This window comes from Citrobacter sp. Ce104, from assembly GCF_030334595.1.
GTDB classification, from domain to species: domain Bacteria; phylum Pseudomonadota; class Gammaproteobacteria; order Enterobacterales; family Enterobacteriaceae; genus Citrobacter; species Citrobacter europaeus.
In genome coordinates this window covers 69246-84694 of sequence record NZ_JAOWDP010000062.1, presented here as the reverse complement: position 1 = coordinate 84694, position 15449 = coordinate 69246, and the positions used below count along the sequence as shown (strand labels likewise).

The 15449-nt window shown below is 54.2% G+C and carries 12 protein-coding genes; 6 read left to right on the top strand and 6 right to left on the bottom strand.

From position 1 onward, the window contains the following. Positions 1-116: 116 nt before the first annotated feature. From glpE to OGW16_RS08685, 3 genes are all read left to right on the top strand, one after another. Entirely contained in the window at positions 117-443 is a 327-nt protein-coding gene (gene glpE / locus OGW16_RS08695) for a thiosulfate sulfurtransferase GlpE (protein WP_003827629.1), read from the top strand. Between the two features lie 170 nt (positions 444-613). Further along, a complete protein-coding gene (glpG, locus tag OGW16_RS08690) occupies positions 614-1444 on the top strand; it encodes a rhomboid family intramembrane serine protease GlpG (protein ID WP_043018837.1) in 831 nt (276 codons plus the stop codon). Between the two features lie 15 nt (positions 1445-1459). Beyond that, the gene (locus tag OGW16_RS08685; RefSeq protein WP_003023499.1) at positions 1460-2218 is read left to right on the top strand and encodes a DeoR/GlpR family transcriptional regulator; all 759 of its coding nucleotides are present in this window, start codon (positions 1460-1462) and stop codon (positions 2216-2218) included. A gap of 37 nt (positions 2219-2255) precedes the next feature. Here the strand turns inward: OGW16_RS08685 and malT are convergent, their stop codons facing one another. Next, a complete protein-coding gene (gene malT, locus OGW16_RS08680) occupies positions 2256-4961 on the bottom strand; it encodes an HTH-type transcriptional regulator MalT (RefSeq protein ID WP_181634239.1) in 2706 nt (901 codons plus the stop codon). Positions 4962-5572: 611 nt separating this feature from the next. On the opposite strand from malT, the gene malP reads away from it, so the two are divergent. Then, on the top strand, positions 5573-7966 hold the full coding sequence (gene malP, locus OGW16_RS08675; RefSeq protein WP_286518290.1) for a maltodextrin phosphorylase: 2394 nt from the start codon (positions 5573-5575) through the stop codon (positions 7964-7966). 9 nt (positions 7967-7975) lie between these two features. Beyond that, the gene (gene malQ / locus OGW16_RS08670; protein WP_286518289.1) at positions 7976-10066 is read left to right on the top strand and encodes a 4-alpha-glucanotransferase; all 2091 of its coding nucleotides are present in this window, start codon (positions 7976-7978) and stop codon (positions 10064-10066) included. 88 nt (positions 10067-10154) lie between these two features. Here malQ and gntT read toward each other — a convergent pair whose 3' ends face one another. The 3 genes from gntT to gntX all read right to left on the bottom strand — a co-directional run bounded on the left by gntT (position 10155) and on the right by gntX (position 13162). Beyond that, complete coding sequence (gene gntT / locus OGW16_RS08665) at positions 10155-11471, bottom strand: gluconate transporter (protein ID WP_003023507.1); 1317 nt, start codon at positions 11469-11471, stop codon at positions 10155-10157. A 373-nt stretch (positions 11472-11844) separates the two neighbouring features. After that, positions 11845-12420 carry a Fe-S biogenesis protein NfuA gene (gene nfuA, locus OGW16_RS08660; RefSeq protein ID WP_003023509.1) on the bottom strand — a complete coding sequence of 192 codons (576 nt, stop codon included), beginning with the start codon at positions 12418-12420 and terminating at the stop codon, positions 11845-11847. Between the two features lie 58 nt (positions 12421-12478). Then, positions 12479-13162, bottom strand: a complete 684-nt coding sequence (gene gntX, locus OGW16_RS08655) for a DNA utilization protein GntX (protein WP_043018585.1) — start codon at positions 13160-13162, stop codon at positions 12479-12481. Between the two features lie 37 nt (positions 13163-13199). On the opposite strand from gntX, the gene bioH reads away from it, so the two are divergent. Next, the gene (gene bioH / locus OGW16_RS08650) at positions 13200-13970 is read left to right on the top strand and encodes a pimeloyl-ACP methyl ester esterase BioH (protein WP_043018584.1); all 771 of its coding nucleotides are present in this window, start codon (positions 13200-13202) and stop codon (positions 13968-13970) included. Positions 13971-14014: 44 nt separating this feature from the next. On the opposite strand, the gene OGW16_RS08645 is transcribed toward bioH, so the two are convergent. Together OGW16_RS08645 and feoC are read right to left on the bottom strand one after the other, a co-directional pair. Then, the gene (locus OGW16_RS08645; protein WP_286518288.1) at positions 14015-14965 is read right to left on the bottom strand and encodes an Rpn family recombination-promoting nuclease/putative transposase; all 951 of its coding nucleotides are present in this window, start codon (positions 14963-14965) and stop codon (positions 14015-14017) included. Positions 14966-15204: 239 nt separating this feature from the next. Further along, complete coding sequence (feoC, locus tag OGW16_RS08640; protein ID WP_043018582.1) at positions 15205-15441, bottom strand: [Fe-S]-dependent transcriptional repressor FeoC; 237 nt, start codon at positions 15439-15441, stop codon at positions 15205-15207. Between the last annotated feature and the right edge of the window lie 8 nt (positions 15442-15449).

The following is a 15449-nucleotide window of genomic DNA, read 5'->3' as shown; positions in this document are numbered from 1 at the left end:
GGATAAACAATTTACAGTGATACATATAACATTATGGCGTTTAACTGCCGTCGGGACGTACACTAAGAAGTAACATGTCCGAAAAGCGTCACCTGCCATATAAAGAAGAGAGAGCAATGGATCAGTTTGAATGTATTAATGTCGAAGAAGCGCATCAGAAGCTGCATCAGGGGAGCGCGGTGTTGGTGGATATCCGCGATCCGCAAAGCTATGCGATGGGTCATGCCCCGCAGGCGTTTCATCTGACGAACGACACGCTGGGGTCGTTTATGCGCGAGCATGATTTCGACACCGCCGTATTGGTGATGTGTTATCACGGCAACAGCAGTAAAGGTGCGGCGCAATATCTTCTTCAACAAGGCTATGACGCGGTTTACAGCGTTGATGGCGGCTTCGACGCCTGGCATCGACATTTTCCGGCAGAAGTGGCATACGGTTCGTAAGGCTATACCCAAATTAATTCGAGTTGCATCGCGACGGCGACGCAGCGAATCTCCGGGAGCGTACGAACAGTACGTGACCGGAGTGAGCGAGGAAAGCCAACAAAGATGCAGCTCGAAGTAAGAAGGGTATATATACTGTCCTCTTTTGTGTGGATGAAGCGACAGCAACCATGTTGATGATTACCTCTTTTGCTAACCCCCGCGTGGCGCAGGCATTTGTTGATTATATGGCGACACAGGGCGTTATCCTGACGATTCAACAACATCAGCAAACGGATGTCTGGCTGGCGGATGAGTCCCAGGCCGAGCGCGTGCGTGCTGAACTGGCGCGATTTCTGGAGAATCCGGGCGACCCGCGTTACCTCGCGGCAAGCTGGCAGTCAGGCCAGACCGATAGCGGTCTGCGCTACCAACGTTATCCGTTCCTGGCCACATTGCGCGAACGCGCAGGCCCGGTAACGTGGGCGGTGATGGCCGCATGTGTGGTGGTGTTTATCGCCATGAACGTGCTGGGCGACCAGGCGGTGATGCTCTGGCTGGCATGGCCGTTTGACCCTACGCTGAAATTTGAATTCTGGCGTTATTTTACCCACGCTTTTATGCACTTCTCGCTGATGCATATTCTGTTCAACCTGCTGTGGTGGTGGTATCTCGGCGGTGCGGTTGAAAAGCGTTTGGGTAGCGGAAAACTGATAGTCATTACCGTGATCAGCGCCCTGCTGAGCGGTTATGTTCAGCAGAAATTTAGCGGTCCGTGGTTTGGTGGACTGTCTGGCGTGGTATATGCGCTGATGGGCTATGTGTGGTTGCGCGGTGAGCGCGATCCGCAGAGCGGTATTTTCCTGCAGCGTGGTTTGATTATTTTTGCTTTGATCTGGATTGTTGCCGGCTGGTTTGATCTGTTTGGCATGTCGATGGCGAATGGCGCACATATCGCCGGGCTGGCCGTGGGTCTGGCAATGGCGTTTGCCGATACTATTCATGTGCGAAAACGAACGTAATTTCAGGGAACCATAATGAAGCAAACACAACGACATGACGCGATCATTGAACTGGTAAAAAAACAGGGATACGTCAGTACTGAGGAGCTGGTGGAGCATTTCTCCGTTAGCCCGCAGACGATTCGCCGCGATCTTAACGATCTGGCCGATCAGAACATGATTTTGCGCCATCACGGCGGCGCGGCGCTGCCATCCAGCTCGGTCAACACCCCGTGGCATGACCGTAAAGCGACGCAGACGGCGGAAAAAGAGCGCATTGCACGCAAAGTTGCCACGCAGATCCCGAACGGCTCTACGCTGTTTATTGATATCGGCACTACGCCGGAAGCGGTGGCTCACGCGCTGCTCAATCACAGCAATTTACGTATCGTGACCAACAACCTCAATGTGGCGAATACGCTGATGGCGAAAGAGGATTTCCGCATAATCCTCGCCGGTGGCGAACTGCGTAGCCGCGACGGGGGTATTATGGGCGAAGCGACCCTCGACTTCATTTCTCAGTTCCGACTGGACTTCGGCATCTTAGGGATCAGCGGCATCGACAGCGATGGTTCTCTGCTGGAGTTTGATTATCACGAAGTTCGCACCAAACGCGCGATTATTGAGAATTCACGGCATGTGATGCTGGTGGTGGATCACTCGAAATTTGGGCGTAACGCGATGGTGAATATGGGCAGTATCAGCATGGTGGATGCGGTGTATACCGACACGCTGCCGCCCGCTGGCGTGATGCAGGTTATCGCGGACCATCATATTCAGTTAGAGCTGTGCTGAGATAATTGCCTGATAAGCGTAGCGCATCAGGCATTAACTAAACCCCATATCCCATCATCTTCAGCAGCTTCTGCGCATGTTGCACCGCATCCTGACGATGTGCGACGCCAAGTTTTTGGTACAAATTGCGGATGTGCGTCTTGATGGTCGTTGCCGCGACGGCCAGCTCTCCGGCGATCTGCTCGTTGCTGTAGCCCGAATAAATCAGTCCCAGAACCTGCCATTCGCGCTGGGTCAGCGGACTGGTGCGGATAAGCTCCGGCACTTCCGGATGAGTAAGAAGACGCTCAACGAATCCTTCATCGAAGTGGGCGAATTTATGGCGGTGGTGCTGGTTAATCTCGCGCAAAATGCGCTGGGCGCGGTGCTGATCGAGCTCCGGTAAGGTATTGAGCTGAATCAGCTGACGCAGTTGTTGCGCCATGGCCTCGCCTTCAATAACAAAGTGACTGATAAACCCGGTGCGGTTCGCCAGCTGCAGCGCATCGAGTAATACGCGCTGGGCGTCATTTTTGCGTCCTGCCTGCCAGTACAACTGATTAAGCAGCAGCAGATTACGGTTCAGATCGCTCATCAGACGCAGATTACGCGCATTTTCATTCAACTCTTCCAGCACAATTTCAGCCGGTTCAAACTCGCCGAGCAGGATCTGCGCGCGGGCGATGTTGCGCCACTGGCTTTGCAGGAAGTGGTTATTGGCGAATTCCGGTTTCGGCGTGTGGCGCAGCCAGTTGGCGGCCGAGTTTTTGTCGCCTACCATTTGCCAGTAAATCACCCGCACCTTATCGGCGTTTGAGATCCAGTCGCTGTGATAGTGGCCGTTGCCCAGCAGGTTTTCCAGACGGTTAAGCAGGCTACGCGCATTGTCCAGATCGCCCCGCGCCAGCGAACACTGAATCAGCAATGTCAGGCACTGTAGCTGTTGCTGCGGCTGGAAAGTGGAAAGCAGTTCAATACCCGAGCGGGCAGACGCTTCGGACTCGTCCAGACGCGCCCATGCCCACAGTAGCTGCGCGCGAATGCGTACCAGGAACTCGTGCATCGGCAGTTGTTCCAGATGCTGCTCTTTGATCAGTTGAAACGCTTTTTCCTGAGTCTCCCAGGCGGCCTGTAAAAAGCCCTGGGCAAACAAAATCTCGCTTTGCTGGATAAGGCTCCACAGCGCGTAATGCCAGACGTCATGATGGCGGGCCATTTGCTCGGTTTGCTGCATCAACGCCAGAGAGCGCGTGAGATCGCCCTTACAGTGCAGGACTTCGCCGTGCACCGAGGTGGCGACGATACGGCTATAGAACCAGGCGATGGGTAACTCATCCAGCGCCAGTTTCGCCAGACGCTCGGCTTCGTCAGGGTTTCCGTCGTTAATCGCTACCTGCGCCCGCAGGGCGTTGAATTCGGCGTGCAGCGTTGGCTCCATGTCGCCTTTTATTTCCTGCTCAGCGCGCGCCAGCAGAGTGTTAACCTCTCCGTAGCGGTGCTGGCTTTGCATCAGCCAGGCCTGGAGCAGAACCAGACGCGGATTTTCCAGCAGGCTTTCCCATGGCAGAGCTTTCAGCGACTCTTCCAGCAGCGTCAGCTCGCTGTGGTTAAACAGTCCCCACGCATGATTAAGCAGGATATCGCGGAGCATATGGGCGTCGCCTGCCGCCAGCGCGTGGTGGATAGCTTCGCTGGGGAAACCTTGCGCCATCCAGCTTTCCGCAGCAGCGCGGTGTATTTCGGGCAGTTCGCTCGCCAGCTCCCACTGACAGCGCTGGCGTAAAAAGCTGCCAAACAGCGGGTGATAACTGAACCACTCGCCAACGTCATCCATCCGCTGCAGGAATAAGCCCTGGCGCTCAATCTCCTCCAGCCGCATCTGGCCGTTTTCTTCCCCGGTAACGCGGACGATCAGCGCATCGTTCATAGAGCGCAGAATGGCGCTTTTCAGCAGGAAGTGACGGGTGCCGAGGTCGACGCTGTCCAGCACTTCATCAACCAGGTAATCAGATAAATGGCTGGCGTTGATCCCAGCGAGGCGACGTGCCGACTGGTGAGCAGAGTTATTGTTCTGGCGGGCGGAAAGGGCGATCAGTTGTAACGCTGTGGCCCAGCCAGCAACGTCATCACACATCCGGCTGCTTTCAGCCGCTTCAATGGGGGAGGACAAACGTCGGTCGAAAAATTGTTTGGCTTCCTGATGGTTAAAGGCTAACTGTTGGCTGCCTATCTCCAGTAGTTGATCGCGTACCCGCAGGTTAGCAATGCCCAACTGCGGCAGGTTGCGCGACAGCACGACCAGCGTAAGGTTCTCAGGCTGGTGACGCAGGAAAAACCGCATCGCTTCGTGAATAGCCGGATTAGAGATCAGATGATAATCATCCACCACCAGGTAGAGCGGGCGGTGCCACTCGGCCAGTTCGATAAATAGCTGGGCAAACAGTGACGTCAGGCTGGCGTATTGGCGCTTTTGCACCATCGCTTCGCTGGTGGTGCAATGTCCACCGGTTGCCTGCTGGATGGCGGCGATCAGATAGCTCGCAAAACGTTCTTGCTGATTATCGCCTTCATCCAGAGAGTACCAGCCTAAGTCGTTCTTCCCCGCCGCCCATTGTGAAACCAGCGTCGTTTTTCCATACCCAGCAGGACTTGTTATCAGGGCGAGCCTGAAATTGTTCGCGCCGGAAAGTTTAGCCAACAGGCGCTCACGAACCACCGTATGGTCGAGTCGAACCGGACGACTTAATTTAGACGGAATCAACATAAGTTAGTCACTTCACTGTGTGAAAATGGGGAAGAGTGATTTTTTTTGCGCTTCGTAATTAATGGATATAAGGTCGGCCAGATTAGAGTTTTATGCAAGCTAAGCGGACTTTTTGTGTGTCTGATTTTGCACTATGTCACAAATCTATACATCTATTACATTAATTGGTTTAAAGAGTCGCAACAGGCGTGGCGACTGGATCCGTCGTTATTTTGACTGCGCCGAAAAATGCCTCATTTTTTATAAGGCTACTCAGTGAGTTAATGTAAAGCACCGAATCTTGTGGCCGACTTAAAAGTTTCATGTGAATTATCTTATCTGGCCCAGGTATTTCAGGTTAGAAACTATTTCTCTGTTTACACATTGTTTCCCCACCGTCACCCCACTATTTGATATTGTCGATTTATCCCTTGCTATTAATGCGTCGTCCGTTATGCGGGATTACGCGAATTTACGGGCGATTACGCTACCTTTAAGTGGCAGCGATCACATTTTTATGCTCATCCCCGCTCCTCCTCCCTGCCTAATCCGTGCCAGGATGAGGAATGTCAACAACGAGCCAGGCAAACTAGCGATAACGTTGTTTTATTACCTAAGGATCTGGAACCCCTATGTCACAGCCTACTTTCAACAAAGATCAATTTCAGGCTGCCCTGACACGTCAGTGGCAGCGCTTCGGTTTACTGTCGGCTCAAGAAATGACGTCGCGCCAGTGGTGGCAAGCAGTGAGTGGGGCGTTGGCTGAGTTACTCAGCGTCCAGCCTGCGGCAAAACCGGCAAAAAATCAGCGTCACGTTAACTACATCTCGATGGAGTTTTTGATTGGTCGTCTGACCGGCAACAACTTACTTAATCTCGGCTGGTATCAGGCGGTGAGCGATGAGCTAAAAGCGCATGACGTCAACCTGACCGACCTGCTGGAAGAAGAGATCGATCCGGCGTTAGGTAACGGTGGGTTGGGGCGTCTGGCGGCCTGCTTCCTTGATTCGATGGCGACGGTCGGCCAGTCGGCGACGGGCTACGGTCTCAACTACCAGTACGGCCTGTTCCGTCAGTCGTTTGCCGATGGGCAACAGATGGAAGCCCCGGACGACTGGCATCGCGGCAGCTATCCGTGGTTCCGCCACAACGAGGCGCTGGATGTGCAGGTTGGAATTGGCGGCAAAGTCATCAAAGAAGGGCACTGGGAACCAGGATTTATCATCACTGGTCAGGCCTGGGATCTGCCGGTTCTTGGCTATCGCAACAGCGTGGCCCAGCCGCTGCGTCTGTGGCAGGCCAGCCACGCGCATCCGTTTAACCTGACCAAATTTAATGACGGCGATTTCCTGCGGGCAGAACAGCAGGGCATTGACGCCGAAAAACTGACCAAAGTGCTGTACCCGAACGACAACCACACCGCGGGTAAAAAGCTGCGCCTGATGCAGCAGTATTTCCAGTGCGCCTGCTCCGTAGCCGACATTCTGCGTCGTCATCATCTGGCAGGGCGTAAACTGCATGAGCTGGCTGATTACGAAGTGATTCAGCTTAATGATACCCACCCGACCATCGCGATCCCAGAGCTGCTGCGCGTGCTGATTGATGAGCATCAAATGAGCTGGGACGATGCGTGGGCGATTACCAGTAAAACCTTTGCTTACACCAACCATACCCTGATGCCGGAAGCGTTAGAGTGCTGGGACGAGAAGCTGGTGAAAGCGCTTCTGCCGCGCCATATGCAAATCATCAAAGAGATTAACGACCGCTTTAAGACGTTGGTCGATAAAACCTGGCCGGGTGATGCTGAAGTCTGGGCGAAACTGGCGGTGATGCACAACAAACAGGTGCGCATGGCTAACATGTGTGTGGTCAGCGGTTTTGCGGTTAACGGCGTGGCGGCGCTGCACTCCGATCTGGTGGTGAAAGATTTGTTCCCGGAATATCACCAGCTCTGGCCGAATAAATTCCATAACGTCACCAACGGGATTACCCCACGTCGCTGGATTAAGCAGTGCAACCCGGCGCTTGCCGCTCTGCTGGATAAATCGCTGAAAAAAGAGTGGGCCAACGACCTCGACCAGTTGATTAACCTGGAAAAATACGCTGACGATGCGAAGTTCCGTCAGCAGTATCGTGACATCAAGCTGGCGAACAAAGAGCGACTGGTGAAGTTTATTAAAGCGCGTACCGGTATTGAGATAACGACCAACGCGATTTTTGATATTCAGATTAAACGTCTGCATGAGTACAAGCGTCAGCACCTCAACCTGCTGCACATTCTGGCGTTGTACAAAGAAATTCGTGAGAACCCGCAGGCCGATCGCGTGCCGCGTGTATTCCTGTTTGGCGCAAAAGCCGCGCCGGGTTACTACCTGGCGAAAAATATCATCTTCGCCATCAACAAGGTTGCGCAAACCATCAATAACGACCCGCAAGTGGGTGACAAACTGAAGGTTGTCTTCCTGCCGGATTATTGTGTCTCTGCGGCGGAAATGCTGATCCCGGCGGCGGATATCTCTGAGCAGATCTCAACCGCAGGGAAAGAGGCTTCCGGCACCGGTAACATGAAGCTGGCGCTGAACGGTGCGTTAACCGTCGGTACGCTGGATGGCGCAAACGTCGAAATCGCCGAGAAGGTGGGTGACGAGAATATCTTCATCTTTGGTCATACCGTGGAAGAGGTGAAGGCGCTCAAAGCCAAAGGCTACGATCCGGTGAAATGGCGTAAGAAAGACAAAGTGCTGGATGCTGTCCTGAAAGAGCTGGAAAGCGGGAAATACAGCGATGGCGACAAACATGCCTTCGACCAGATGTTGCACAGTATTGGCAAGCAGGGCGGTGACCCGTATCTGGTGATGGCGGACTTCGCGGCCTATGTTGAAGCTCAGAAGCAGGTTGACGTGTTGTATCGTGACCAGGAAGCCTGGACCCGGGCGGCGATTCTGAATACCGCGCGTTGCGGCATGTTCAGTTCGGATCGCTCCATCCGCGATTATCAGGCTCGTATCTGGCAGGCGAAACGTTAAGGGATCGCGATGGAAAGCAAACGTCTGGATAATGCCGCGCTGGCGGCGGGGATCAGCCCCAATTACATTAATGCCCACGGTAAACCGCAGTCTATTGGCGCCGAAACCAAGCGGCGTTTGCTTGACGCCATGCATCGCACCCCCGCCGCTGCCGTTCAGGTGGCGGTGACGCCGGTGCCGAATGTCATGGTTTATACCGCTGGTAAGAAAATGCCGCTGGCGGTTGAGGGAAGCGGGGAGTTTAACTGGCTGCTGACTACCGAAGAGGGCGTGCAGCACAAAGGGCATGCCGTCGGCGGTAAATCTTTTAACCTTCCAGCCAGGCTGCCGGAGGGGTATCACACGCTGACTCTGACCCAGGGCGAGCTGCGCACCCATTGCCGCATCATCGTCGCGCCGAAACGCTGCTATGAGCCACAGGCGCTGCTTGCCGGGCAGAAGCTGTGGGGCGCATGCGTTCAGCTCTACACCCTGCGCTCGGAAAAAAACTGGGGGATCGGCGATTTTGGCGATCTCCGCACCATGCTGGTGGATGTGGCGCAACGCGGGGGCGCGTTTATCGGGCTTAATCCGATTCACGCACTGTATCCGGCGAACCCGGAGAGCGCTAGCCCGTATAGTCCATCGTCACGTCGTTGGCTGAACGTTATTTATATTGATGTTAACGCAGTCGATGATTTCCACCTGAGTAAAGAGGCACAGGCCTGGTGGCAGAAACCTGCGACGCAGCAAGCTTTGCAACGCGCGCGCGATGCCGAGTGGGTTGATTATTCTGCCGTTACCGCACTGAAGATGACGGCGCTACGTATGGCGTGGAAAAGCTTCTCTGCGCGCGATGATGAGCAGATGGCGGCATTCCGCCAGTTTGTGACTCAGGAAGGGGATAGCCTCTACTGGCAGGCGGCCTTTGACGCGTTGCATGCCAATCAGGTGAAAGAGGACGCATTGCGCTGGGGCTGGCCGGTGTGGCCGCAGGCATTCCAGTCGGTGGACTCGCCAGAGGTAAAACGCTTCTGCGAAACACATCGTGATGATGTGGATTTCTACCTGTGGTTGCAGTGGCTGGCGTATAGCCAGTTTGCTGACTGCTGGAAAACCAGCCAGGGCTTTGCGATGCCGATTGGACTGTATCGCGACCTGGCGGTTGGCGTGGCCGAAGGTGGGGCGGAAACCTGGTGCGACCGCGAGCTGTACTGCCTGAAAGCCTCGGTGGGCGCGCCGCCGGACATTCTCGGTCCGCTCGGACAAAACTGGGGACTGCCGCCGATGGATCCGCACATCATCACGGCACGTGCTTACGAACCGTTTATCGAATTGCTGCGCGCCAATATGCAGAACTGTGGCGCGCTGCGTATCGACCATGTTATGTCGATGCTGCGTCTGTGGTGGATCCCTTACGGAGAAACAGCCGATCACGGTGCCTACGTGCATTATCCGGTAGATGATCTGCTTTCCATTCTGGCGCTGGAAAGTAAACGTCATCACTGCATGGTGATTGGTGAAGATCTGGGTACCGTGCCGGTGGAGATCGTCAGCAAGCTGCGTGACAGTGGTGTCTATTCCTACAAAGTACTTTATTTTGAGAATGACCATGAGAAGAACTTCCGTGCGCCGAAAGCGTACCCGGAACAATCAATGGCAGTCGCGGCGACGCATGACCTTCCTACGCTTAAAGGTTATTGGGATAGCGGCGATCTGACGCTCGGTAAGGCGCTGGGCCTGTACCCGGATGAAGTCGTGCTGCGTGGGTTGTATCAGGACAGAGAACTGGCGAAACAGGGGCTGCTGGACGCGCTGCACAAATACGGTTGCCTGCCAAAACGTGCTGGTCACAAGGCGTCCCTGATGTCGATGACGCTGATTCTTAATCGCGGTATGCAACGCTACATCGCTGACAGCAACAGTGCGTTGCTGGGCCTGCAACCGGAAGACTGGCTGGATATGGCTGAGCCGGTCAACATTCCGGGGACCAGCGACCAGTACAAAAACTGGCGGCGTAAGCTCACCGCCACGCTGGAACAGATGTTTGCCGATGAGGGCGTGAATAAGCTGATTAAGGATTTGGATAAGCGCCGCAAAGCGGCCGCGAAGAAGAAGTAAAAAGCCGGGGATTTCCCCGGATTTTTTATGGTGCTAGATCGTAGGCCGGATGGCAGCTTTGCCTTATTCGGCCTACGAGCCGTCTCGTTTAAACCACCATACCCAGCAGCAGACACCCTACCAGACCACAGACGGAGATAATGGTTTCCAGCATTGACCATGACTTGATGGTCTCACCGATGGTCAGGTTGAAGTACTCCTTGAACAGCCAGAAGCCTGGATCGTTCACGTGGGAGAAAATGACGGAACCGGAACCAACCGCAATAACCATCAGCTCTGGGCTTACGCCGGTCGTTGCAATCAACGGCGCTACAATCCCACCTGCTGTAATCGCAGCAACGGTCGCGGAACCCAGTGCGATACGCAGTACCGCCGCGATAGACCATGCCATCAGCAGTGGAGACACGTTAGAGCCGTGCATCATTGAAGCGATGTATTTGTCCACGCCGCTATCAACCAGGACCTGTTTGAAGGCACCGCCACCACCGATGATCAACAGCATCATTGCGATGATTTTGATTGAGGACACCAGCGTGTCGTTAATCTGATCCATCGAACGTCCACGGTTCAGACCAAAAGTGAACATCGCAATCAGCACTGCGATAAGCGTTGCCATGACCGGATCGCCGAGGAACTCTGCAACCGTCAGGAAAGCATGACCTTTTGGCAGAATCATCTCCGCCACGGCGCGCATTGCCATCAGGATAACCGGTACCAGAGAGGTCCAGACGCTGACGCCAAAGCCAGGCATCTCTTCTTCAGTAAAGGTTTTCGCGCTGTACAAACCTTCCGGGATTGGCTTATCGATGCCTTTCAGGAAACGTGCGTACACCGGACCGGCGAGAATAACGGTTGGGATTGCCAGAATCGTACCAAACAGCAGGGTTTTACCCATATCTGCGTGGAAAATGGTGGCAATAGCGGTTGGACCCGGGTGTGGCGGCAGGAAGCCATGTGTTACGGACAGCGCAGCAGCCATCGGTACGCCAACGTACAGCAGCGGGATATTGGCAGCAGCGGCGATGGTGAACACCAGCGGCAGCATCAGCACGAAGCCGACTTCGTAGAACAGGGCAAAACCGACGGTGAAGCCAGTTAATACCACCGCCCACTGGATATGTTTTTTGCCGAATTTAGCAATCAGGGTGGTTGCGATGCGCTGTGCGCCGCCGCAGTCCGCCAGCATTTTGCCCAGCATGGCGCCAAACCCCATAATCAGGGCGAGGCTGCCAAGGGTTCCGCCGACGCCGGCTTTAATTGAACCGATGACTTTATCCAGTGGCATCCCTTGCATCAATCCGACAGCAAGCGCCACCAGGACGAGAGCGATGAAACCGTTCATTTTGAAACGGATCATCAGGAGGAGTAACAAGATTACACCGATAGCAACGATGACTAATGGCATGATTTACCTGGCCTTTACTTTGTTATGGGTAACGTCAGTGTTTAGATGACAAATTCCGATTGTCCCGACCGGGAACAGAGTATTCTCAGCACCAATGCTGGTTGCCTTCAAAACTAATCAGTTTAGCTGGCTATTATGTGTGTATTAGGTGCTGATATGAATGATACGGGTAACATGTGGCGCTTGAAAATCACCTGGGCAGGCAAAATTTAAATTATGAGAGGCTGGTCAAATTATGAGGGGGATTGTTGCAGGATAGATGCCCGGAAAGGGGGGGAAGCCGGAGACCGCGATTACGCTGCCATCCGGCGTTAATGCCCGATGGCGACGCGGGGCGTCTTATCGGGCTATAGAAAGTCTACAGGTTTGGGCGTTAGTAGTAAGAGTGCTCGCCGCGCTGGTGTTCGGTTAAATCGCGAACGCCTTTCAGTTCAGGGAATTCAGCCAGCAGCTGTTTCTCGATACCTTCTTTCAGCGTGACATCTACCATTGAACAGCCGTTACAGCCGCCGCCAAACTGCAGAATGGCGTAGCCTTCATCGGTGATTTCCATCAGAGAGACGCGACCGCCGTGGCCAGCCAACTGAGGGTTGATCTGCGATTGCAGCATGTACTCCACGCGTTCCATCAGCGGCGCATCATCGGCAACTTTACGCATTTTGGCGTTTGGCGCTTTCAGAGTCAGTTGAGAGCCTAACTGGTCGGTCACGAAATCGATTTCTGCATCTTCCAAATACGGTGCGCTCAGTTCATCAACATATGCGGTCAGCAGGTCAAATTTAATGGCGGTGTCGGTTGCTTCCACGGCGTCCGGCGGACAATAAGAAACGCCGCATTCAGCGTTAGGCGTGCCGGGATTAATCACAAATACGCGGATTTGTGTCCCTTCTTCCTGATTTGCCAGCAGTTTGGCAAAGTGCGCTTGTGCAGCATCGGAAATATGGATCATAGTAATGGCCTAATAGTTGACTATTTTACTTGGTTATAATACGCCCATCATCGAGGCTCTACAAGGTTCGACACAGGCACCATACCTGGACAGTCGCCGCGCCGTTGCGTAAAAGCAGCTGCGCGATTTCCGCGACGGTACTTCCGGTAGTGACGACATCATCCACAATAACCATATGGAGTCCCCGCACCGGCAATTCAAGGCGAAAGGCGTTTTTCAGGTTACGTTTACGTAATCGGGCGCTGAGATGGTGCTGCGTCGCCGTCGCCCGAACCCGCGTGATAGCCTGGCTGTTCCAGTCGCAGCCCAGCCAGCGCGCCAGAGGGCGGCACAATAAATCGCTCTGATTAAATCCTCTGCGCCAGTGTCGGCGTTGCCAGAGCGGGACGCTGACCAGCCTGTCCGGCAGAGGAAGGCCGCTGGCGCGCCGGGCCTGTAATACCTCCAGCAACAGTAAACGTGACAGGGCGCAGGCCATTTCGCTGCGTCGCGAAAACTTGAGCTGGTGGATAAGCCCGCTCAACGGTGGAATGTAGTCGCTGACCGTGACCAGTCGCTGCCACGGTGGTGGTTTTTGCAGGCATCGCCCGCAGGGAATGACGGTATGAGCGGCAGGGAGGCCACATTGAGGGCACAGGCTGCCGCGCTGACGCGTTGCCCGCGTGCAAACAGAGCAAATCCCCCAATGCCCCAACGTCAGGGGCATTCGGCATAGCCAGCACAATCCCGGTACTGTTAGCATAGAAGCATCCTTTCAGGCTAAAAGAGAACAATAACTGATGAATGACATCTGGTGGCAGACCCAGGGTTCGGGAAATTGCCATCTTGTGCTGCTGCACGGATGGGGACTGAATGCGCAAGTCTGGAATTGCATAAGTGAGGAACTGAGCTCGCATTTCACGCTGCATCTTGTCGACTTACCGGGATTTGGCCGCAGCCAGGGTTTTGGTGCAATGTCGCTGGAAGAGATGGCTGAGCGGGTATTAAAACAGGCGCCGGAGAACGCTATCTGGCTCGGCTGGAGTCTGGGCGGGCTGGTTGCAAGCCAGGTGGCGTTAACGCATCCTGGCCGTGTTCAGGCGCTGGTGACCGTGGCGTCTTCCCCTTGCTTTAGCGCGCGAGACGAGTGGCCGGGTATCAAGCCAGAAGTGCTGGCAGGCTTCCAGCAGCAGTTGAGCGAAGATTTTCAGCGTACGGTGGAGCGTTTTCTGGCATTGCAAACGATGGGTACGGAAACCGCGCGTCAGGATGCGCGAGCGTTGAAGAAAACGGTGCTGGCTTTACCCATGCCGGAAGTCGAGGTGCTTAATGGCGGGCTGGAGATCCTGAAAACAGTCGATCTGCGTGAGCCGCTGTGCTCGGTGGATATGCCTTTCCTGCGGATGTATGGTTATCTTGACGGGCTGGTTCCGCGCAAAGTTATCCCGATGCTGGATGCCCTGTGGCCCCAGAGCGAGTCGTTGGTGTTTGCTAAGGCGGCGCATGCGCCGTTTATCTCGCATCCTGCTGAGTTCTGCGCAGCGCTGGTGGCGTTGAAGCAGCGGCTATAAATTCGTTGCGTTGCCCGGCACAGCCACGCTTGCCGGGCTTGAGATTAATGACTGCGCGCAGCCAGATCCTCAGCGGTCAGACCGGTAATTCTGAAGATGGTCAGCGGGTCTATACCATCAGCGTGCATGGTTGATGCAATTCGTAAAGCTTCCTCTCGTTTGCCTTGTTGCAGACCCGTTTGTAACCCCTCTTGTAACCCTTTCCTATGACCTTCCTGAAGACCATTAAAGTGCCCTTCTTGTCGTAATTTTTCGGCGATAGTCATCAGCTTTTCCTTATGTTGGGGTAAACGTTCGGCGACTTCATAAAGGAACTCGCCAAAATGTGCGGTGTCCCCGGCCTGCAGTAAATAATTAAACAGGGCTTTCAACTGGTTGTCATTAGCGTGTCCTTTAACAAGCAGGATGGCCAGCTTTTCTACCAGCCCCATCAAATCGCGTTTACGAATATGTTTTTGGATGAGTTCCAGCAGCGCCATCCGACGATGCTGCATAATCTCGTCATCGGGCACGACGGTGATATCGATCAGTGGAAACGCGGTACTATAAAGTTGTCTGGCGGATTCAGGGTCATCAAACTCGTCCAGCCAACAAAGTGAGTAGGGGTATGGGCTTGCTGAGCCATGATAAAAAAGCATGGGGATCACCAGCGGGAGTTTCTTATGGCCTGCCGCTAAATGGCGGTGCATTACCGCAATGGCATAACGCATCAGCCGAAATGCCATATGGCTATCGGCGGTGCTCTGATGCTCAATAATGGTGTAAATATAGCCATCGCCTTCGCGCGTTTTTAACGACCACAGCACATCGGAATAGTAGGCGCGCAAATCGTCCTCAATAAAACTGCCGGATTCCAGTTGCAGCGTTTTAAGATCGCAAAGTTTTTGCAAAGAGGCTGGAAGATGAAGCTGAATAAAGTCGCGTGCGGTCGCAGGGTTGTTTAAGAACGTTTTGAAAATCGCGTCATGCGGTGTAGCTGTCGTGTCAGTATTCATGGCGATCCGTCACCTGAGAAACAAGATGACGGGACTCTACTTCTCTGGTCGGCAGTAATCATCCACGAGTTGATAACGATGCGCGGCTGGCTGGAGGATAGATCTGTTTTGCTGAAAACAGAGAGGTCTTTGTGGAATCCATTACGCAAAAAGCCGGATATCAGCTTAAACGCTATATCCGGCCTGAACGTTTGCAGTTATTTGTAGGCCGGATAAGCGTAGCGCCATCCGGCATCGAACTAGCGTAAAGCCCACCACTCGCGCAGGCAGGCTTTACCTTGCGGACAACTTTTGCAGCTTCCGGAGAGACACCCGTCGGCATCTTCCTGAATCCGCATCGCTTTGCCCATCTTTTCTAACTGATTCAGCATGGCGTCAATCATGGGCTGCGGGGTATGCAGCGTGTGGCTAATTTGTGTCGCCTCCATGCGCCCCCGCAAAGCCAATAAATCACGAACCTGAATAAGCGATGCCATCGTCGATA